This is a genomic window from Streptomyces sp. NPDC006687, from assembly GCF_040636215.1.
Taxonomy (GTDB): Bacteria; Actinomycetota; Actinomycetes; order Streptomycetales; family Streptomycetaceae; genus Streptomyces.
Genome location: NZ_JBEYJJ010000004.1, coordinates 69,851 through 89,949, shown reverse-complemented (window position 1 = coordinate 89,949; position 20,099 = coordinate 69,851). Strand labels below are relative to the sequence as shown.

The following is a 20,099-nucleotide window of genomic DNA, read 5'->3' as shown; positions in this document are numbered from 1 at the left end:
CGGCGGACCGCCGCGCCATCCGGGCGTTTCTTCGGGGCGACCGCCGCGTCCCTCGTGCGATCACGCTCGTACCGGCCCCATCGGGGCCGGTGGCCCCGGTGGGGGCGGTGTGGCTAGAGGGGGTAGTACTGCTTGCAGTCGTGGGTGGGGGTGGGACGGCAGTTGCCCCACGAGGTGTTGGCCGGCTCGGCGGTGCCGGACGCCTGGACGCGGGTGGAGGACGTGCCGGTGGGCGCGGAGGCGGCCTGCCCGGCAGCGACGGCGGGGACCGAGAGGGCGCACAGGGCGGTCACGGTCGTGACGGCGCCGAAGGCGGTGCGGAGAAGACGGTTCACGGCGGGTCCTTCGGTTCATGGGAAGGGAACAGGCGCGAACGGCGGAGGCCCTGTGGGGCGCGGGCGCCGTTACTGCTCCGTTGTCAGGATTGTTTCTGGTGTGTCCCTTGAGGAACAGCCGTGCCGGCTGTCATTAAAGTGACAGATGAGCAGGTGACAGGGGGAGGAACCGCGCGAAGTGGACATATTGAATGGTTCGGGTGTGACGCCCACGGACACGGCGGCGCTGTTTCCGGGTACCGGTGAGCCCGCATCCCGCGCCCCCGCCGACCGCACGACGGCGGACTGGCGGGTGTACGACCACGTCCGCGCGCACGGCCGCACGGCCCCCGACGACCTCGCCCGCGGCCTCGGCATCCGCCCCGAGGAGGCCGAAGCCGCCCTGGCCCGGCTGACCGAAAGGCACCTGGTCCACCGCGACCCGGCCGACCCCCGCCGGGGCACCGCCCTGCTCCCGCAGGCGGCCCTGGCGGACCTCACGGCCGAGGTGGAGGCCCGCATCGCCGCCGAGACCGCCGCCCACCAGCAGCGCCTGGCCGCCCTGCGCGAGGACATCCAGCGCTTCACCCGCCTCACCCACCCCGGCGTCCACGGCACCGAACCGGACGCGGTCCGGCTGCTGCCCGACATCACGGCGGTCCACACCCTCCTCCAGCAGGAGGCCGACCGGTGCCGCCACGAGGTCATCGCCTGCCAGCCGGGCGACGTCTCGCGCAATCCCGAGAACCTCGAACCCGCCCTGGTCCGCGACCGCGCCCTGCTCGCACGCGGCATCCGCATGCGCACCCTCCAGCAGCACGCCGTCCGCTTCCACGGCCCCACCCAGGCGTACGTCGCCGCCGCCACCGCCCTGGGCGGCGAGTACCGCACGGCCCACGAACTCTTCGGCCGCCTCATCGTCTTCGACGACACCGTCGCCTTCCTGCCGGCCGACACCGTCACCTGGGGTGCGGTCGTCGTCCGCGAACCCCACCTCATCGCCTACCTGCGCGGCATCTTCGAACAGGCGTGGACCCACGCCACCGCCTTCGTCGACACCACCACCCTCGGCGCCGAGGCCCTCGAAGAGGCCGCCCGCGAGATCGACAGCACCCTGCTGAGCCTTCTCGCGGACGGCCTCAAGGACGAGACCATCGCCCGCCGCCTGGGCCTGTCCCTGCGCACGGTCCGCCGCCGCGTGGCGGACATCCTGGAACGCCTGGGCGCGGAAAGCCGCTTCCAGGCGGCGGTCATCGCCACCCGCACGGGCCTCCTCGACCCCCCGGCGGGGGACGGCTGACCGCGGACGACGCTGCGCCCCCTGCTCCTGGTGTCCGGAGAGGGGGCGCAGACGGGAACGGCCGGCCGGCTAGATGTCGCGGAAGATCTCGATCTGGGCGCCCACCGAGTTGAGGCGTTCGGCGAGTTCCTCGTAGCCGCGGTTGATGACGTAGACGTTGCGCAGGACCGAGGTGCCCTCCGCCGCCATCATCGCCAGCAGGACGACCACCGCGGGGCGCAGGGCAGGCGGGCACATCATCTCCGCCGCGCGCCAGCGGGTGGGGCCCTCGACCAGGACGCGGTGGGGGTCCAGCAGCTGGAGGCGGCCGCCCAGGCGGTTGAGGTCCGTCAGGTAGATGGCGCGGTTGTCGTAGACCCAGTCGTGGATCAGGGTCTGGCCCTGGGCCACCGCCGCGATGGCGGCGAAGAAGGGGACGTTGTCGATGTTCAGCCCGGGGAAGGGCATCGGGTGGATCTTGTCGATCGGCGCTTCGAGCTTGGAGGGGCGGACCGTGAGGTCGACCAGGCGGGTGCGGCCGTTGTCGGCGACGTACTCCGCGGAGCGGTCGTGGTCCAGGCCCATCTCCTCCAGGACGGCCAGCTCGATCTCCATGAACTCGATCGGCACCCGGCGGATGGTCAGTTCGGACTCGGTGACCACCGCGGCGGCCAGCAGGCTCATGGCCTCGACCGGGTCCTCGGAGGGGGAGTAGTCCACGTCCGCGTCGATGACCGGCACACCGTGCACGGTGAGGGTGGTGGTGCCGATGCCCTCGACCTTGACGCCCAGCGCCTCCAGGAAGAAGCACAGGTCCTGGACCATGTAGTTGGAGGAGGCGTTGCGGATGACGCTCACGCCGTCGTGGCGGGCCGCGGCCAGCAGGGCGTTCTCGGTGACGGTGTCCCCGCGCTCGGTCAGCACGATCGGGCGGCCGGGGGAGACGCCGGGCTCGACCTTCGCGTGGTAGATGCCCTCGGTCGCGGTGATGTCCAGGCCGAAGCGGCGCAGGGCGATCATGTGCGGCTCGATGGTGCGGGTGCCGAGGTCGCAGCCGCCCGCGTAGGGCAGGCGGAAGGAGTCCATCCGGTGGAGCAGGGGGCCCAGGAACATGATGATGCTGCGGGTGCGGCGGGCCGCGTCCGCGTCGATCGCGTCCATGTCGAGGCGGGCCGGGGGGACGATCTCCAGGTCCACGCCGTCGTTGATCCAGCGGGTGCGGACGCCGATGGAGTTGAGGACCTCCAGGAGCCGGTAGACCTCCTCGATGCGCGCCACCCGGCGCAGCACCGTACGGCCCTTGTTGAGGAGGGAGGCGCACAGCAGGGCCACGCACGCGTTCTTGCTCGTCTTGACGTCGATCGCACCCGACAGCCGGCGGCCGCCGACGACGCGCAGGTGCATCGGGCCGGCGTAGCCCAGGGAGACGATTTCGCTGTCGAGCGCTTCACCGATCCGGGCGATCATCTCAAGGCTGATGTTCTGGTTGCCGCGCTCGATGCGGTTCACCGCGCTCTGGCTGGTGCCGAGTGCTTCGGCGAGCTGGGTCTGGGTCCAGCCCCGGTGCTGCCGGGCGTCACGGATGAGCTTGCCGATGCGTACGAGGTAGTCGTCTGCCATGGGGGCACGGTATCTCAGATATGAGATGGTGATCGAATCGGGCGGTGCAGATGTGGGCCATACGGGTGACACGGGCGAAAAGGTGCTTACCGGCCGTCAGCTCGCCCTGGGGCAGGGGGTGGGGGCGCCGCCCCCACCCCCTGGCCGCCTCAGTGCTGCGTACAGCCGCAGGCGCGGTGGCGGCCGCCGTGGACCGCCGTGTACGAGGCGGAGCGCGGGCCCGCCGCGCCACGGGCCAGTCCGGCCGCGGCCGCGCGGCCCGCCGCCGAGCCCGAGTCGTGCACCACGCGTCCGCCGACCAGGGTCATCCGTACCTGCGTCCCGCTGATGTCGGCCACCGGGCAGCGCGTCACATCCCGGTCCAGCAGCACCAGGTCCGCCGCCTTGCCCCGTTCCACCGTGCCGGTCAGCCCGTCCTGGCGCAGCTGCCAGGCGGTGCCCAGGGTGTGCATCCGCAGCGTGGAGGTCCGGCTCAGGGACTCCAGCTCCGGGTGGAGCGCGCCCGCGCCGTACGCGCCCTGGCGGTCGATCGCCGTACGGAGCTGGTTCCACACCTGGAGGGCGTCCACCGGCCAGTCGGAGCCGCCCGTCAGCCGGGCGCCGGCCCGCTCCAGGCTGCGCGCCGGGTACATCCGCCGGTGCCGCTCCGGCCCGATGTACGGCAGCAGCGCCTCCACCGTCCAGATGTCCGCGCAGGCCCACTGGAGCTGCATGCAGGCGGCCACGCCCAGCCGGGCGAACCGGCCCAGGTCGGCCGGGTCCACCAGCTGGAGGTGCGCGATCGTGTTGCGCAGGTCCTTCGCGCCGGTGATCCGGCGCGCGGCCTCGTACCCGTCCAGCGCGGTACGGACCGCGCGGTCGCCCAGGCCGTGGGCGTGCATCTGCCAGCCGATCCCGTTGAACGCGGCGGTCAGCCGCCCGTAGTCGGCGGCCGAGGTGTACAGCTCGCCCCGGTTGCCGGTGGGCCGGCCGGAGGCGTCGAGGTACGGCTCCAGCAGCGCGGCCGTCTGGGCGGGGTACTCGATGACCCCGTCCAGGAACACCTTCACGGTGCCGAAGCGCAGCCCCGCCACACCCCGGAACTCCCGCTCCAGGCCCAGCGCGTAGCTCTTCGAGGCCGCCGGGTCCTTCGTCTGCTCCACGTCCAGCCGGATCGCCGGGACGATCCGCTGCGGCAGCCGACCGGCGGCCGACAGGGCCTGGTAGAGCTCCAGTTCGTGCCGTCCGACCAGGGCGTCCATCATCGTGGTCACGCCGGAGGCCGCCGCCTGGGCCAGCACCTTGGCGCACGCCTCGACCAGCTCGGCCCGGGTGGGCGCCGGGATGAGCCGCTTCACCAGCTCCTGCGCGTCGTCCTTCAGCACGCCCGTCGGCTGCCCGTCCGCGCCCTTGACGATCCGGCCGCCCGCCGGGTCGGGGGTGGCGGCCGTGATGCCCGCGAGGTCCAGCGCCCGCTGGTTGGCCCACAGGTTGTGCCCGTCACCGCCGACCAGGACCACCGGCCGGCGGGTCGGCAGCGCGTCCAGCAGCGCGTGGTGCGGCAGGGTGCCGGCGGGCAGCAGCCCGACCGGGTTCCAGTCCTCCACCACCAGCCAGGTGCCGGGCTCCGCCCCGGCGCCGCCGGTGTCGGCGAGGAAGCCGGTGAGGATCGCCGTCAGTTCGGCGGCCGTCGTCTCCGCGCCCTCCAGCGAGGGCCGCAGCGACCGGTCGCCCGCGCTGAGCGGGTGGACGTGCCCGTCGTGGATCCCGCTCATCAGGGTGGCGCCGCGCCCGTCGACCACCTCGGTGTCCCGGCCCGCCAGCCGGCGCACCTGCGCGTCACCGCCGACGGCCAGGATCCGCCCGTCGCGGCCGACCGCGACGGCCGTCGCCGGAGCGCCGCCCGGCGTACCCGTGAACACCCGCGCCCCGTGCACCACCAGGGCGGCGGAGCCGCGTGAGGGCCCCGTCTGGGCGGCGGCGGTGCCGGCGCCCACCAGACCGGCCGCGCCGGCGGCGCCGGCCGCCGCGAGGAGCCCGCGCCGGGAGAGAGAAGACGTCATGACCACTCCAAAGGTTGGCTGTGGCCAGGACACTGGGTGATTAACCCCTTAACCAGAACCCGCCCGCGGCGACGGATTCCGCACGCCGGCCCGTACCCCCCGCCCCGACGGATTCCGCACGCCGGCCCGTACCCCGCCGGCGCCCGGATCCGTACGATGACCCCCGTGCCGCCCGGACCGACCCTCGCCGACATCGCCCGCGCCGCGGAGGTGTCCACCGCCACGGTCTCGCACGCCCTCAACGGCACCGGCCGGCTCGGCGAGGGCACCCGCCGCCGGGTCCGCGAGATCGCGACCGGCCTCGGCTACGGCGCCCCCCGCGCCCCGCGCACCCGCACCCTGGGCCTGGCCGTGACCACCTTCGCCGGCTCCCCCTGGAACTACCTGGCCGTCGCCTACTTCTCCCGCTGGCTGACCGCGGCCACCGCCGCCGCCCACGCCCACGGCTACGCCCTCACCACCCTGCCCGCCGACCGCGGCGCCGCCACCTCCTGGCACCACCTCGCGGTGGACGGGATGCTGCTGCTCGACAGCCCCCACGACGACCCGGTGCTGCGCGCCCTGCGGGCCCGGGGCATCCCGCTGGTCTTCGACGGGCGCCCCGCCGACCCCCGTCCGGGCGAGGTCTGGGTGGACAACGACCACACCGCCGCCACCCACGAGGTGCTCGACCACCTCGCCGCCTCCGGGGCCCGCCGTATCGCCCTGCACGCCGGCTTCGGCGACGAGCACTACACCCGGGCCGTCACCGAGGCGTACGGGCACTGGTGCGCCCGCCGCGGCCGCACCCCGCTGCCGGTCCGCTTCGACCCCCACGACGGCCCCGGCCACGCCTTCGACCGGGTCTTCGCCGGGGGCGGAGTCGACGCCGTGTACTGCCTCTACGACCCCGGCGGCCGCCAGGTACTGGCCGCCGCGGCCCGGCACGGCCTGTCGGTACCGGCGGACCTGCTGCTGGTCTGCGCGAGCGAGGACCCGGCGTACGCGGACTGCCGGCCCCCGGTCACCACGCTCACCCTCCACCCGGAGGCCCTCGCCGAAGCGGCGGTGTCGGCCCTGGTCGCCCTGCTGGAGCCGGGCGACCCCGCCGCCCCCGGCGGGCTCGTCGTCCCGGCGACCCTGCTCCAGCGGACCTCGTCCGTTCGTTGAGCGCGGGGTGACGAGATGTGCGGCAGCGGTGGCGTGCTGACCCCAGGCGCGGCCATGTACTAGAGTTATCTCGACATCGAGATATCTGCCGAAGGCGTACCGCAGCCGCCCCCATGGGTAAGGACTACCTAACTTAGCCTTACCTTGGCGGATTGGCCCCAGGGCGTGGCGGCAGGATGCGGTAATACGCGCGAAATCATGCATGAAGGAGACTGTCGTGTCGGCGAACAGCTTCGACGCCCGCAGCACGCTGCAGGTGGGCGACGAGTCGTACGAGATCTTCCGGCTGGACAAGGTCGAGGGCGCCGCGCGCCTTCCCTACAGCCTGAAGGTCCTGCTGGAGAACCTGCTCCGCACCGAGGACGGCGCGAACATCACCGCCGACCACATCCGGGCGCTCGGCGGCTGGGACTCCCAGGCGCAGCCCAGCCAGGAGATCCAGTTCACGCCGGCCCGCGTGATCATGCAGGACTTCACCGGCGTGCCCTGTGTCGTGGACCTCGCCACCATGCGCGAGGCCGTGAAGGACCTCGGCGGCGACCCCTCCAAGATCAACCCGCTGGCCCCGGCCGAGCTGGTCATCGACCACTCCGTCATCGCCGACAAGTTCGGCACCCACGACGCGTTCGCCCAGAACGTGGAGCTGGAGTACGGCCGCAACAAGGAGCGCTACCAGTTCCTGCGCTGGGGCCAGACCGCCTTCGACGAGTTCAAGGTCGTCCCCCCGGGCACCGGCATCGTCCACCAGGTCAACATCGAGCACCTGGCCCGCACGGTCATGGTCCGCGGCGGCCAGGCGTACCCGGACACCCTCGTCGGCACCGACTCGCACACCACCATGGTCAACGGCCTCGGCGTGCTCGGCTGGGGCGTCGGCGGCATCGAGGCCGAGGCCGCCATGCTCGGCCAGCCGGTCTCCATGCTGATCCCGCGCGTCGTCGGCTTCAAGCTGACCGGCGAGCTGCCGACCGGCACCACCGCCACCGACCTGGTGCTCACCATCACCGAGATGCTGCGCAAGCACGGCGTCGTCGGCAAGTTCGTCGAGTTCTACGGTGAGGGCGTCGCCGCCACCTCCCTCGCGAACCGCGCCACCATCGGCAACATGTCGCCGGAGTTCGGCTCCACCGCCGCCATCTTCCCGATCGACGAAGAGACCCTGAAGTACCTGCGCCTGACGGGCCGCGACGCCCAGCAGGTCGCGCTGGTCGAGGCGTACGCCAAGGAGCAGGGCCTCTGGCTGGACCCGAAGGCCGAGCCCGACTTCTCCGAGAAGCTGGAGCTCGACCTCTCCACGGTCGTCCCGTCCATCGCCGGCCCCAAGCGCCCGCAGGACCGCATCGTCCTCGCGAACGCCGCCCAGCAGTTCGCGCAGGACGTGCGCAACTACGTCGACGACGTGGACGAGGCGGGCATCGAGTCCTTCCCGGCCTCCGACGCCCCGGCGAACCACCCGAACGGCACCCCGTCGAAGCCGACCCCGGTCACCCTGGCCGACGGCACCTCCTTCGAGATCGACCACGGCGCCGTCACCGTCGCCGCGATCACCTCCTGCACCAACACCTCGAACCCCTACGTCATGGTCGCCGCGGCGCTCGTGGCCAAGAAGGCGGTCGAGAAGGGCCTGACCCGCAAGCCGTGGGTCAAGACCACCCTGGCCCCCGGCTCGAAGGTCGTCACCGACTACTTCGACAAGGCCGGCCTGACCCCGTACCTCGACAAGATGGGCTTCAACCTCGTCGGGTACGGGTGCACCACCTGCATCGGCAACTCCGGTCCGCTGGACGAGGAGATCTCGAAGGCGATCAACGAGCACGACCTCGCGGTCACCTCGGTCCTCTCGGGCAACCGCAACTTCGAGGGCCGCATCAACCCCGACGTCAAGATGAACTACCTGGCCTCCCCGCCGCTGGTCGTCGCGTACGCCATCGCGGGCTCCATGAAGGTGGACATCACCACCGAGGCCATCGGCACCGACACCGAGGGCAACCCGGTCTTCCTCAAGGACATCTGGCCCTCCGAGGCCGAGGTCAACGACGTCGTGGCCAACGCCATCGGCGAGGACATGTTCAACAAGTCCTACCAGGACGTCTTCGCGGGCGACGCCCAGTGGCAGGCGCTGTCGATCCCGACCGGCAAGACCTTCGAGTGGGACCCGCAGTCCACCTACGTCCGCAAGCCCCCCTACTTCGAGGGCATGACGATGGAGACCACCCCGGTTTCCGACATCGCCGGCGCCCGCGTGCTGGCGAAGCTGGGCGACTCGGTCACCACCGACCACATCTCCCCGGCGGGTGCGATCAAGGCCGACACCCCGGCCGGCAAGTACCTCACGGAGCACGGCGTCGAGCGCCGCGACTTCAACTCCTACGGTTCCCGCCGCGGCAACCACGAGGTCATGATCCGCGGTACCTTCGCCAACATCCGCCTGCGCAACCAGATCGCGCCGGGCACCGAGGGCGGCTTCACCCGGGACTTCACCCAGGAGGACGCGCCGGTCTCCTTCATCTACGACGCCTCGCAGAACTACCAGGCCGCCGGCATCCCGCTGGTCATCCTGGCGGGCAAGGAGTACGGCTCGGGCTCGTCCCGCGACTGGGCCGCCAAGGGCACCGCGCTCCTCGGCGTCAAGGCCGTCGTCGCCGAGTCCTACGAGCGCATCCACCGCTCCAACCTGATCGGCATGGGCGTCCTGCCCCTGCAGTTCCCCGAGGGCGCCACCGCGGCCTCCCTGGGCCTCACCGGCGAGGAGACCTTCTCCTTCACCGGTGTGGAGGAGCTGAACAACGGCACCACCCCGCGCACCGTCAAGGTCACCACCGACACCGGTGTCTCCTTCGACGCGGTCGTCCGCATCGACACGCCGGGCGAGGCCGACTACTACCGCAACGGCGGCATCATGCAGTACGTCCTGCGGAACCTCATCCGCGGCTAAGGGCGCGCCAGGCGGAGTGATCCGCCGTCAGTCGGCACCATAGGGCCGTATCCCCGTTAAGGGGGTACGGCCCTTCCGCTTTCTGGGCCGGAGGTTCCAGATGACGGACAGGTCTCAACTCGGAAAAGCCGGGAACGATCCGTGCGCACGATCTTGCTGAGCGGAGCGGAAGTGGACTATACCTGTGCCCCACTCCTGACGAAGGCGAGGACTTGAGCATGGGATCCACCGGTGAGGGCCTCGGCCGCCGTGATCTGATCAAGCGCTCCGCAGCGCTCGGACTGATCACCGTGCCGACCATGAGCTTCCTGTCCGCCTGCGCCTCCGGCGGCGGGGGCACCACGAAGGGCCCCGGCCAGGGGGCCGTGTCCAAGGAGAACCCCTTCGGCCTGGCCAACGGCGGCAAGCTCGACGTGGTCATCTTCAAGGGCGGGTTCGGCGACGACTACGCCAAGGCGTGGGAGGCCGCCTTCGACAAGAAGTGGGGCACCGCCACCTCCCACCTGGCCACCCAGGAGATCGCCGCCAAGCTCCAGCCCCGGTTCAACGCGGGCAGCCCGCCGGACGTCCTCAACGACTCCGGCGCCCAGATGATCAAGATCGACGTCCTCGCCAAGGGCAACCAGCTCGCCGACCTGACCGCCCTCCTCGACGCCCCCTCGCTCGACGACCCGGCCAAGAAGATCCGCGACACCCTGATCCCCGGCACGGTCCAACAGGGCACCCAGGGCGGCAAGTTCGTCGCCCTGAACTACGTCTACACCGTCTTCGGCCTCTGGTACTCCGGCAAGCTCTTCAAGGAGAAGGGCTGGAGCGAGCCCAAGACCTGGGACGAGTTCCTGGCCATCTGCGCCAAGGCCAAGGAGGCCGGCATCGGCGGCCTGGCCCACCAGGGGAAGTACCCGTACTACATCAACGTCGTGATCATGGACCTGATCGCCAAGAAGGGCGGTCTGGAGGCCATGAAGGCCATCGACAACCTGGAGCCCAACGCCTTCGAGGGCAACCCCGCCGCCCTGGCCGCCGTCGAGGCCGTCTACGAGGTGGTCGAGAAGGGCTACTTGATGCCCGGCACCAACGGGCTCACCCATACGGAGTCACAGACCGCCTGGAACCAGTACAAGGCGGTCTTCATCCCCTCCGGGTCCTGGCTGGAGAACGAGCAGCTCAAGCAGACCCCGGCCGACTTCGACATGACGTTCCTGCCGGTCCCGCTCCTCGCCGACAGCAAGCTGCCCTTCACCGCCATCCGGGCCGGCGCCAACGAGGCGTTCGTCGTCCCCGAGAAGGCCGCCAACAAGGCCGGCGGCCTGGAGTTCCTGCGCTCCATGCTCTCCCGCGAATGGTCGACCGTCTTCGCTCAGCAGGCCAACTCGCTCACCGTCGTCAAGGACGGCGTGGACCCCTCCGTCAAGCTCCGCCCGGGCACCCGGTCGGCCGTGGCCGCCGTCAAGGCGGCCGGGGAGAACACCTTCAACTACCTGTACCCCGACTGGTACAGCGAGATGGACAACGAGATCCAGAACGCTTCCAATGAGCTGATGGCCCAGCGCATCCAGCCGAAGGAGTGGATCAAGCGGGCGCAGGCCGCGGTGGACAAGGCAGCCAAGGACCCGAACGCCAAGAACAACCACCGCAGCTGACCCCCCACGCCCACCGGCGGCCCCCCAGGGACGGACACCATGAGCCAAGCAGCCCGCGGCAGGGGACGGACCGGCTTCATCGTCGGCTTCCTCTTCCTGCCGCTCGCCCTGTACCTAACCTTCGTCATCTGGCCGTACGTCCAGACGTTCGGCTACTCCTTCACCAACTGGTCCGGCCAGTCCCCGACCTTCGACTTCGTGGGCCTGGAGAACTACGCGGCCCTGATGGAGGACGAGGTCTTCCGCGGAGCCCTCTGGCACAACCTGCTGCTCCTGGTGTCCGTCCCCGTCATCACCATCCTGCTCGCCCTCTTCTTCGCCTTCATGGTGAACGCGGGAGGGCGCAGCGGGGCCGGCGGGGTGCGGGGCGTCCGCGGTTCGGGCTTCTACAAGATCGTCTACTTCTTCCCGCAGGTGCTCTCCCTCGCCATCCTCGCGGTCCTCTTCGGAGCGGTGTACCGCAGTGACACGGGCGGCCTGCTGAACGGGTTCCTCGCCAAAGCCGGCCTGGTCGACCCGGCCCGGCCCGTCGAATGGCTCAACCAGCCGAACCTCGTCCTGGCGTGCCTGCTGCTCGTGGTGGTCTGGCACGGGGTCGGCTTCTACCTGGTCCTCTTCTCCGCCGCCATGCAGTCCGTGCCGAAGGACATCTACGAGGCCGCCCTGCTCGACGGCGCCGGGCGTGCCCAGACCTTCCTGAAGGTCACGCTGCCCCTGCTGTGGGACTCCGTACAGACCTCGGCGGTCTACCTGGGCATCGCCGCCATGGACATGTTCGTCCTGGTGTCCACCATGACCTCCGGCCAGTTCGGCGGCGGCCCGGACCACCACAGCGAGGTCATGGCCACCGTGCTGATGCGCAACTTCCTGTACTTCGGCAAGAGCGGCTACGCCTGCGCCATGGGCGTCGTGATGCTGCTGCTCACCATGATCCTCTCCGTCGTCACGCTGCGTGCCACCCGCCGCGAGCGCATCGAGTTCTGAGCGGGAGTCCCGATGACCACAGTGATCAAGGCACCCGGCGAGCCCGCCGCCGAGCGGCCGCGGGGCGGCGGCCGCCCCGCGGGCGGCCGCAAGGCCCGCTCCGACGGCATGGTGCTGAACGTCTTCTCCCACGGCTTCCTCGCCGTCTGGGCGGTCCTGATCGTCCTGCCCCTGGTGTGGCTGGCGCTCGGCTCCTTCAAGACGGACTCCCAGATCGGCGCCTCGGCCCTCAGCTGGCCCTCCCACTGGCACTTCGACGCCTTCGGCCGGGCCTGGGACAAGGGCATCGGCGGCTACTTCGGCCACACCCTCATCGTGCTGGCCGTCTCCGTCCCGCTGACCATGCTGCTGGGCTCCATGGCCGCGTACGTCCTGGCCCGCTACCCCTTCCCGGGGAACCGGATCATCTACTACTTCTTCGTCAGCGGGGCCATGTTCCCCGTGTTCCTGGCGCTCGTCCCGCTGTTCTTCATGGTCAAGCGGCTGGACATGCTCAACACCTACCAGGGCCTGATCCTGGTCTACATCGCCTACTCGATGCCCTTCACCGTCTTCTTCATGCACTCCTTCTTCCGCACCCTGCCCACGGCGGTGCACGAGGCGGCGGTGATCGACGGGGCCTCCGACACCCGGATCTTCTTCCAGGTGATGCTGCCGATGGCCAAGCCCGGCCTGATCAGCGTGGGGATATTCAATGTCCTGGGCCAGTGGAACCAGTACATCCTGCCCTCCGTGCTGATGCAGCCCCAGAGCGGGTCGGACCCCGAGCGCTACATGCTCACGCAGGGCCTGATCCAGCTCCAGTACCAGATGGGCTACGAGACGGACCTGCCGGTGCTCTTCGCCGGCGTGACCATCGCCATGATCCCGATGCTGGTGGTCTACCTCTCCTTCCAGCGGCAGATCCAGGCGGGCCTGACCTCCGCCACCCTTAAGTAACCTGGGAGGGTCGGGCCTTATAGCCGACTGTGTCTCTTTTGTTCTGTCTCAGGGTCTTGACGTCTCCGGGGCCAAAGGCTCGACTTAAGGTTCACAAGTTGGAGAGAGGCCGGAGTCCCGGAGCGCGCTGCCGCGCGACGGCCGGCCGGGGGGCGACGGCTGGCCGTCGTTCATGGGCAGGAGTGGATGAGTCGTGCAGACTCCCGGATCGCAGTCCTCGCTGCATCGCGCGAATCTCGAACGGGTCGTGCGGGCGGTGCGCCTCGCGGGTTCGCTGACCCAGGCGGAGATCGCCCGGACGACCGGACTGTCGGCGGCCACGGTCTCCAACATCGTCCGCGAGCTCAAGGAGGGCGGGACCGTCGAGGTCACCGACACCTCCGCCGGCGGCCGGCGCGCGCGCAGCGTCTCGCTCAGCGGGGACGCGGGCATCGTGATCGGGGTGGACTTCGGCCACACCCACCTGCGGGTGGCCGTGGGCAACCTCGCGCACCAGGTGCTGGCCGAGGAGTCCGAGCCGCTGGACGTGGACGCCTCCTGGGTGGACGGCTTCGACCGGGCGGAAGCGCTGGTCGGACGGCTGGTGGCGCAGATCGGCGTGGCCCGTGACAAGGTCATCGGCGTCGGGCTCGGCGTCCCCGGGCCCATCGACGTGGAGTCCGGAACCCTGGGCTCCACCGCCATCCTGCCGGGCTGGGCCGGGATCAACCCGCGCCAGGAGCTCTCCCAGCGTCTCGGCGTCCCGGTCCACGTGGACAACGACGCGAACCTCGGCGCGCTGGGCGAACTCGTCTGGGGGAGCGGGCGCGGGGTCCGCGACCTGGCGTACATCAAGGTGGCCAGCGGTGTGGGCGCCGGCCTGGTGATCAACGGGCAGATCTACCGGGGGCCCGGCGGCACCGCCGGGGAGATCGGGCACATCACCCTGGACGAGTCGGGCCCGGTCTGCCGCTGCGGCAACCGCGGCTGCCTGGAGACCTTCGCCGCCGCCCGCTACGTGCTGCCCCTGCTCCAGGGCAGCCACGGGCCGGAGCTGACGATGGAGAAGGTGGTCGAGCTGGCCCGGGAGGGCGACCCGGGCTGCCGGCGGGTCATCACCGACGTGGGCCGGCACGTCGGCAGCGGTGTCGCCAGCCTCTGCAACCTGCTGAACCCCAGCCGGATCGTCCTCGGCGGCTCGCTCGCGGAGGCCGGTGAGCTGGTCCTGGCGCCGATCCGCGAGTCCGTGGGCCGGTACGCGATCCCCAGCGCCGCGCGGCAGCTGTCGGTGCTGACGGGGTCCCTGGGCGCTCGTGCGGAGGTACTCGGCGCACTCGCCCTCGTACTCAGCGAGATGGGCGATTCGACGGTTTTGGCGGAAAATGGACGTGGAGTGCGCGCCCCCGCTGTCCTGTCTTCATTTAGATAACGGATGACTCCGTTGTCATCTCGTTAAGGATTCACTCCTTGACGGCAAATCGCGGCCGGGGTTGACTCACACCACCTCGGCCGCGACGGTGCGGCCTCGTCAGGGAGGTTCACTTCATGAACACGCGTATGCGGAGAACCGCCGTGGCCGTGGCCGCCGGCGCCATGGCCGTCTCGCTGGCCGCCTGTGGCAGCGCCAAGGAAGCGGGGGGCGGCGAGAAGAAGCCCTCCGGCTCCGCGGCCGCCGGTGACGCCATCAAGGTGGGTCTGCTCCTGCCCGAGAACCAGACCGCGCGCTACGAGAAGTTCGACAAGCCGCTGATCGAAAAGAAGATCTCCGATCTGACCAACGGCAAGGCCCAGGTGGTCTACGCGAACGCCAAGCAGGACGCGACCACGCAGAACTCCCAGGTCGACACGATGATCACCAACAAGGTGAACGTCCTGATCGTCGACGCCGTGGACGCCAAGGCCATCGCGGGCTCGGTCAAGAAGGCCAAGGACGCCGGCATCCCGGTCGTCGCCTACGACCGCCTGGCGGAGGGCCCGATCGACGGCTACACCTCCTTCGACAACGAAGAGGTCGGCAAGGTGCAGGGCAAGGCCCTGCTGGAGGCCCTCGGCGACAAGGCCAAGGACGGCCAGATCGTCATGATGAACGGCTCCGTCACCGACCCGAACGCCGCGCTGTTCAAGAAGGGCGCGCACTCCGTCCTGGACGGCAAGGTGAACATCGGCAAGGAGTACGACACCAAGGAGTGGAAGCCGGAGAACGCCAACACCAACATGGCGGGCGCCCTCTCCGCGCTCGGCAAGGACAAGGTCGTCGGCGTCTACTCCGCCAACGACGGCATGGCCGGCGGTGTCATCACCGCCCTCAAGGCGGCCGGCCTCAGCCCCCTGCCCCCCGTCACCGGCCAGGACGCGGAACTCGCCGGTGTCCAGCGCATCGTGGCGGGCGAGCAGTTCATGAGCGTCTACAAGCCGTACGCCCCCGAGGCCGCGGCCGCCGCCGAGATGGCCGTCGCCCTCGCCCAGGGCAAGAAGGCCGACGACATCATCAACAACAAGGTCGACAGCCCGACCACCAAGGGTGTCCCCGCCGTGCTGATCCCGGTCGTCTCCCTGACCAAGGACAACATCAAGGACACCGTCGTCAAGGACGGCGTCTACACGGTCGACGAGATCTGCACCGACAAGTACGCGGCCGCCTGCGCCACCCTCGGCCTCAAGTAGGCCCCCCGTGCCGCCTCCCTCCGCCCGGAAGCGGAGAAGCGGCCCTCCCCGCCCTGCCCGGCGCCCCGCCCCTCATGCCCCCGCCACCCGCGGGGCGCCCGGCAGAAACGTTTCGTCTTTCTGTTCCGCCTTTTCTTCCTCATATCCCCATCCGCCCCGCTCCTGCTCTTTTGCACGACATCCCCGCCGGTCAGGCGGCGAAGGAGATGGTTCATGTGTCCGCTGCGCCCGTGCTGGCGTTGCGAGGGGTCTCGAAGCGGTTCGGCGCCGTCCAGGCCCTGACCGACGTAGAACTCGAGATCCACTCCGGTGAGGTGGTCGCCCTGGTCGGCGACAACGGCGCCGGCAAGTCCACGCTGGTCAAGACGATCGCCGGCGTGCACCCCATCGATGACGGGGTCATCGAGTGGGAGGGCCGCCCGGTCTCCATCGGCAAGCCCCACGACGCCCAGAACCTCGGCATCGCGACCGTCTACCAGGACCTCGCGCTGTGCGACAACATCGACGTCGTCGGCAACCTCTTCCTGGGCCGCGAGCTCAAGCGCTACGGCGTGCTCGACGAGGTGGAGATGGAGCGCCGCGCCCGCGAGCTCCTGACCACCCTGTCCATCCGGATCCCCAGCGTCCGGATCCCCATCGCCTCCCTCTCGGGCGGCCAGCGCCAGACCGTGGCGATCGCCCGCTCGATGCTCGGCGAGCCCAAGCTCGTGATCCTCGACGAGCCCACCGCCGCCCTCGGCGTCGAGCAGACCGCCCAGGTCCTCGACCTGGTCGAACGGCTGCGCGAGCGCGGCCACGCCGTCATCCTCATCAGCCACAACATGGCCGACGTGAAGGCCGTCGCCGACAAGGTGGCGGTGCTGCGGCTGGGCCGCAACAACGGTGTCTTCGACGTCGCCGACACCTCGCAGGAAGAGATCATCTCCGCCATCACCGGGGCCACGGACAACGCCGTGACCCGCCGGGCGGCCCGCACCGGGGAGGCCCGCAAGTGAGCACCGAACACCACACCTCGGCGCAGGACGTGGCCAAGCTGGCCAACCCGTCCGCCCCGGCGGACGCGATACCCGTGGTGGACCCGCGCCTGCTCGTGCGCGAGCAGGGCCTGTCCGGCTACCTGAGCGAGTTCGGCCGCAAGATGAAGGCCGGCGACCTGGGCTCCATCCCGGTCGTCCTCGGCCTGATCATCATCTGGGGCATCTTCCAGGGGCTGAACTCCAACTTCCTCTCCCCGGAGAACCTCTCCAACATCGCCATCACGATGGTCGCCACCGGCATGATGGCCGTCGGCATCATCTTCGTGCTGCTGCTCGGCGAGATCGACCTCTCGGTCGGCTCGGTCAGCGGCGTCTCGGGCGCGATCGTCGCCGTCCTCGCCGTCACCCACGGCGTCAACGAATGGGTCGCGATCCTGGCCGCGGTCGCCGGCGGCGCCCTCATCGGCGCCCTCCACGGCTTCTTCTTCGCCAAGATCGGCGCCCCCGCCTTCGCGGTCACCCTCTCCGGCCTGCTGTTCTGGTCCGGCGCCATGCTCCAGATCCTCGGCAGCAACGGCACCATCAACCTCGACCCCGACGGCGTGGTCGGCAAGCTCACCACGTACTACTTCTCGGACGTGGCCGCCGGCTACGGCCTCGCGGGCCTCGCCACGGTGGCCTACTTCCTGTCCGCCTACTTCGACAACCGCCGCCGGGAGGCCGCCGGGGTCCCCTCGCGGCCGCTGAGCGAGATCCTGCTGCGCACGGGCCTGCTGGCCGTGTTCACCTTCGGCCCGGCCGTGGTGTTCAACCAGTACAAGGGCCTGCCGCTCGCGGTGGTGCTCTTCGTCCTGGCGCTGGTCGCCACGGACTTCGTCCTGCGCCGCACCACCTTCGGCCGCAACGTCTTCGCCCTCGGCGGCAGCGTCGAGGCGTCCCGCCGCGCCGGCATCAACGTCAACGGCATCCGGATCGCCGTCTTCGCCATCTCCGGCACCTTCGCCGCCATCGGCGGCCTCTTCTGGGCCTCCAAGATCGCGGCGGCCAACCAGAGCGCCGGCGCCGGCGACCTGCTGATGAACGTCATCGCGGCGGCCGTCATCGGCGGCACCAGCCTCTTCGGCGGCCGCGGCCGCACCTGGAACGCCCTCCTCGGCGTCATGGTCATCACCTCCATCCAGTACGGTCTGGCCCTGGAAGGGATCGCGACCCCGATCCAGTACATGATCACCGGCGCGGTGCTCCTCGCCACCGTGGTCATCGACTCGGTCACCCGCAAGACCCAGAAGACCGCCGGACGCGCCTGACCGCGCGTCCGGGCGTCGCCCGGACGGTAAGACCCGTCACAGTGCCCGGTGCCACTGCGTGTGGCACCGGGCACCTGTGCGTACATATGCACGTATGCATGTGCGGTCATACGTCCGTTTGGGAGGTGTGAGTACGCCGCGAGGTGTACAGGTATGACAAAGGGCGTGCCGCTCCCGGTGCCGCCCGATGATTCCGCCCGCGAGCGGAACATTAGACTCGACAGACCAGCCAGCAACTGCAAGGAGGCACGGGTGCTGCTGCCCCGCATCAAGGGACCGCGCGATCTGGACCGGCTCAGCCAGGAGGAGCTGACTCAGCTCGCCGCCGAGATCAGGTCCTTCCTGGTCGATGCCGTCTCCAAGACCGGCGGGCACCTCGGCCCCAACCTCGGCGTGGTCGAACTGACGATCGCCTTGCACCGGGTCTTCGAATCGCCGAAGGACAAGGTCCTCTTCGACACCGGGCACCAGGCATACGTCCACAAGCTGCTCACCGGCCGCCAGGACTTCGCCGGGCTGCGCTCCAAGGGCGGACTGTCGGGCTACCCCTCGCGCGCCGAGTCCGAGCACGACGTGATCGAGAACTCCCACGCCTCGACGGTCCTCGGCTGGGCCGACGGCCTCGCCAAGGCCAACGAGGTCCTCGGCCGCGAGGACCACCACGTCGCGGCCGTCATCGGCGACGGGGCCCTCACCGGCGGTATGGCCTGGGAGGCGCTGAACAACATCGCCGCCGCCAAGGACCGCCCGCTGGTCATCGTCGTCAACGACAACGAGCGCTCCTACGGCCCCACCATCGGCGGCCTCGCCAACCACCTCGCCACCCTGCGCACCACCGACGGCTACGAGCGCTTCCTGGCCCGCGGCAAGGAGCTCCTGGAACGCACGCCGGTCGTCGGCAAGCCGCTCTTCGAGACCCTGCACGGCGCCAAGAAGGGCCTCAAGGACTTCATCGCCCCGCAGGGCATGTTCGAGGACCTCGGCCTGAAGTACATCGGCCCCATCGACGGCCACGACATCGAGGCCCTGGAGTCCGCCCTGACGCGCGCCAAGCGCTTCAGCGGCCCGGTCATCGTTCACTGCCTCACCCAGAAGGGCCGCGGCTACACGCACGCCGAGCAGGACGAGGCCGACCGCTTCCACGGCATCGGACCGATCCACCCCGACACCGGCCTGCCCGTCAAGACCGCCGCCGCCAGCTGGACCTCCGTCTTCGCCGACGAGATGGTGAAGCTCGGCCACGAGCGCGAGGACATCGTGGCCATCACCGCGGCCATGCTCCACCCGGTCGGCCTGAAGAAGTTCGCGGACACCTTCCCGGACCGGATCTACGACGTGGGCATCGCCGAGCAGCACGCGGCCACCTCCGCGGCCGGCCTGGCCACCGGCGGCGTCCACCCGGTCTTCGCCGTCTACGCCACCTTCCTCAACCGCGCCTTCGACCAGGTCCTCATGGACGTCGCCCTGCACAAGTGCGGGGTCACCTTCGTCCTCGACCGGGCCGGAGTCACCGGCGACGACGGCGCCTCCCACAACGGCATGTGGGACATGTCCATCCTCCAGGTCGTCCCCGGGCTGCGCCTCGCCGCCCCGCGCGACGCCGAACAGCTGCGCGCCCAGCTGCGCGAGGCCGTCGAGGTCAAGGACGCCCCCACCGTCGTGCGCTACTCCAAGGGCGTCGTCGGCCCGGCCGTCCCGGCCGTCGGGAAGGCCGGCGGCATGGACGTCCTGCGCGCCCCGGCCCCCGAGGTCACCCGGCCCGACGTCCTCATCGTCTCGGTCGGCGCGCTCGCCCCGATGTGCCTGGAGATCGCCGGTCTCCTCGACAAGCAGGGCATCTCCTCGACCGTGGTCGACCCCCGCTGGGTCAAGCCCGTGGACGAGGCCCTGGCCCCGCTCGCCGAGCGGCACCGGGTGGTGGTCACCGTCGAGGACAACGGCCGCACCGGCGGTGTCGGCGCCGCCGTCGCGCAGGCCCTGCGGGACGCGGGCGTGGACGTGCCGCTGCGCGACTTCGGCATCCCGCAGCGCTTCCTCGACCACGCGCTGCGCAAGGAGATCATGGCCGAGATCGGCCTGACCGCCCCGGACATCGCGCGCCAGGTCACCGGCCTGGTCGCCAAGCTGGACGGCCGCTACGAGAACGAGCCGGCCGCCACCGTCGACTAGCCCGGGCAGCGGGCGCGCGGTTGCAGGTCACGGGCCGGGAGATCACTCTTGAGGGGTGGGCCTCCCGGCCCGTTTGCGTACTTCTTGGGAGGTGCGTC

At 70.5% G+C, this 20,099-nt stretch carries 14 protein-coding genes; 11 read left to right on the top strand and 3 right to left on the bottom strand.

Features of this window, described 5'->3' with window-relative positions:
• Positions 1–113 precede the first annotated feature (113 nt).
• Positions 114–335, bottom strand: coding sequence for a hypothetical protein (locus ABZ716_RS06870; RefSeq protein ID WP_358812162.1), 222 nt, complete (start codon positions 333–335; stop codon positions 114–116).
• Positions 336–537: 202 nt separating this feature from the next.
• On the opposite strand from ABZ716_RS06870, the gene ABZ716_RS06865 reads away from it, so the two are divergent.
• Positions 538–1,614 (top strand): helix-turn-helix transcriptional regulator, encoded by a 1,077-nt coding sequence (locus ABZ716_RS06865; RefSeq protein ID WP_358957198.1) that lies wholly within the window; start codon positions 538–540, stop codon positions 1,612–1,614.
• 69 nt (positions 1,615–1,683) lie between these two features.
• Here ABZ716_RS06865 and ABZ716_RS06860 read toward each other — a convergent pair whose 3' ends face one another.
• A complete protein-coding gene (locus tag ABZ716_RS06860) occupies positions 1,684–3,213 on the bottom strand; it encodes a UDP-N-acetylglucosamine 1-carboxyvinyltransferase (RefSeq protein WP_351891788.1) in 1,530 nt (509 codons plus the stop codon).
• Positions 3,214–3,362: 149 nt separating this feature from the next.
• Positions 3,363–5,255, bottom strand: a complete 1,893-nt coding sequence (locus tag ABZ716_RS06855) for an amidohydrolase (protein WP_358957195.1) — start codon at positions 5,253–5,255, stop codon at positions 3,363–3,365.
• A 156-nt stretch (positions 5,256–5,411) separates the two neighbouring features.
• Between ABZ716_RS06855 and ABZ716_RS06850 the strand changes: the two genes are divergently transcribed.
• From ABZ716_RS06850 to dxs, 10 genes are all read left to right on the top strand, one after another.
• Positions 5,412–6,404, top strand: a complete 993-nt coding sequence (locus ABZ716_RS06850) for a LacI family DNA-binding transcriptional regulator (RefSeq protein ID WP_358957192.1) — start codon at positions 5,412–5,414, stop codon at positions 6,402–6,404.
• A gap of 217 nt (positions 6,405–6,621) precedes the next feature.
• Positions 6,622–9,339, top strand: coding sequence for an aconitate hydratase AcnA (acnA, locus tag ABZ716_RS06845; RefSeq protein ID WP_358957189.1), 2,718 nt, complete (start codon positions 6,622–6,624; stop codon positions 9,337–9,339).
• Positions 9,340–9,557: 218 nt separating this feature from the next.
• Positions 9,558–10,982: an N-acetylglucosamine/diacetylchitobiose ABC transporter substrate-binding protein gene (ngcE, locus tag ABZ716_RS06840; protein WP_358957186.1), complete on the top strand. Its 1,425-nt coding sequence runs from the start codon at positions 9,558–9,560 to the stop codon at positions 10,980–10,982.
• Between the two features lie 39 nt (positions 10,983–11,021).
• Positions 11,022–11,966: a sugar ABC transporter permease gene (locus tag ABZ716_RS06835; protein ID WP_358957184.1), complete on the top strand. Its 945-nt coding sequence runs from the start codon at positions 11,022–11,024 to the stop codon at positions 11,964–11,966.
• A 12-nt stretch (positions 11,967–11,978) separates the two neighbouring features.
• A complete protein-coding gene (locus ABZ716_RS06830; RefSeq protein WP_358812156.1) occupies positions 11,979–12,905 on the top strand; it encodes a carbohydrate ABC transporter permease in 927 nt (308 codons plus the stop codon).
• A 193-nt stretch (positions 12,906–13,098) separates the two neighbouring features.
• Entirely contained in the window at positions 13,099–14,313 is a 1,215-nt protein-coding gene (locus tag ABZ716_RS06825; RefSeq protein WP_358812155.1) for an ROK family transcriptional regulator, read from the top strand.
• A 128-nt stretch (positions 14,314–14,441) separates the two neighbouring features.
• Positions 14,442–15,548, top strand: a complete 1,107-nt coding sequence (locus ABZ716_RS06820; RefSeq protein ID WP_358812154.1) for a substrate-binding domain-containing protein — start codon at positions 14,442–14,444, stop codon at positions 15,546–15,548.
• 206 nt (positions 15,549–15,754) lie between these two features.
• Positions 15,755–16,543, top strand: a complete 789-nt coding sequence (locus ABZ716_RS06815; protein ID WP_351891807.1) for an ATP-binding cassette domain-containing protein — start codon at positions 15,755–15,757, stop codon at positions 16,541–16,543.
• A 29-nt stretch (positions 16,544–16,572) separates the two neighbouring features.
• The gene (locus ABZ716_RS06810; RefSeq protein ID WP_358957451.1) at positions 16,573–17,832 is read left to right on the top strand and encodes a sugar ABC transporter permease; all 1,260 of its coding nucleotides are present in this window, start codon (positions 16,573–16,575) and stop codon (positions 17,830–17,832) included.
• A 252-nt stretch (positions 17,833–18,084) separates the two neighbouring features.
• Positions 18,085–20,001: a 1-deoxy-D-xylulose-5-phosphate synthase gene (gene dxs, locus ABZ716_RS06805; protein ID WP_358957449.1), complete on the top strand. Its 1,917-nt coding sequence runs from the start codon at positions 18,085–18,087 to the stop codon at positions 19,999–20,001.
• Positions 20,002–20,099: the final 98 nt, after the last annotated feature.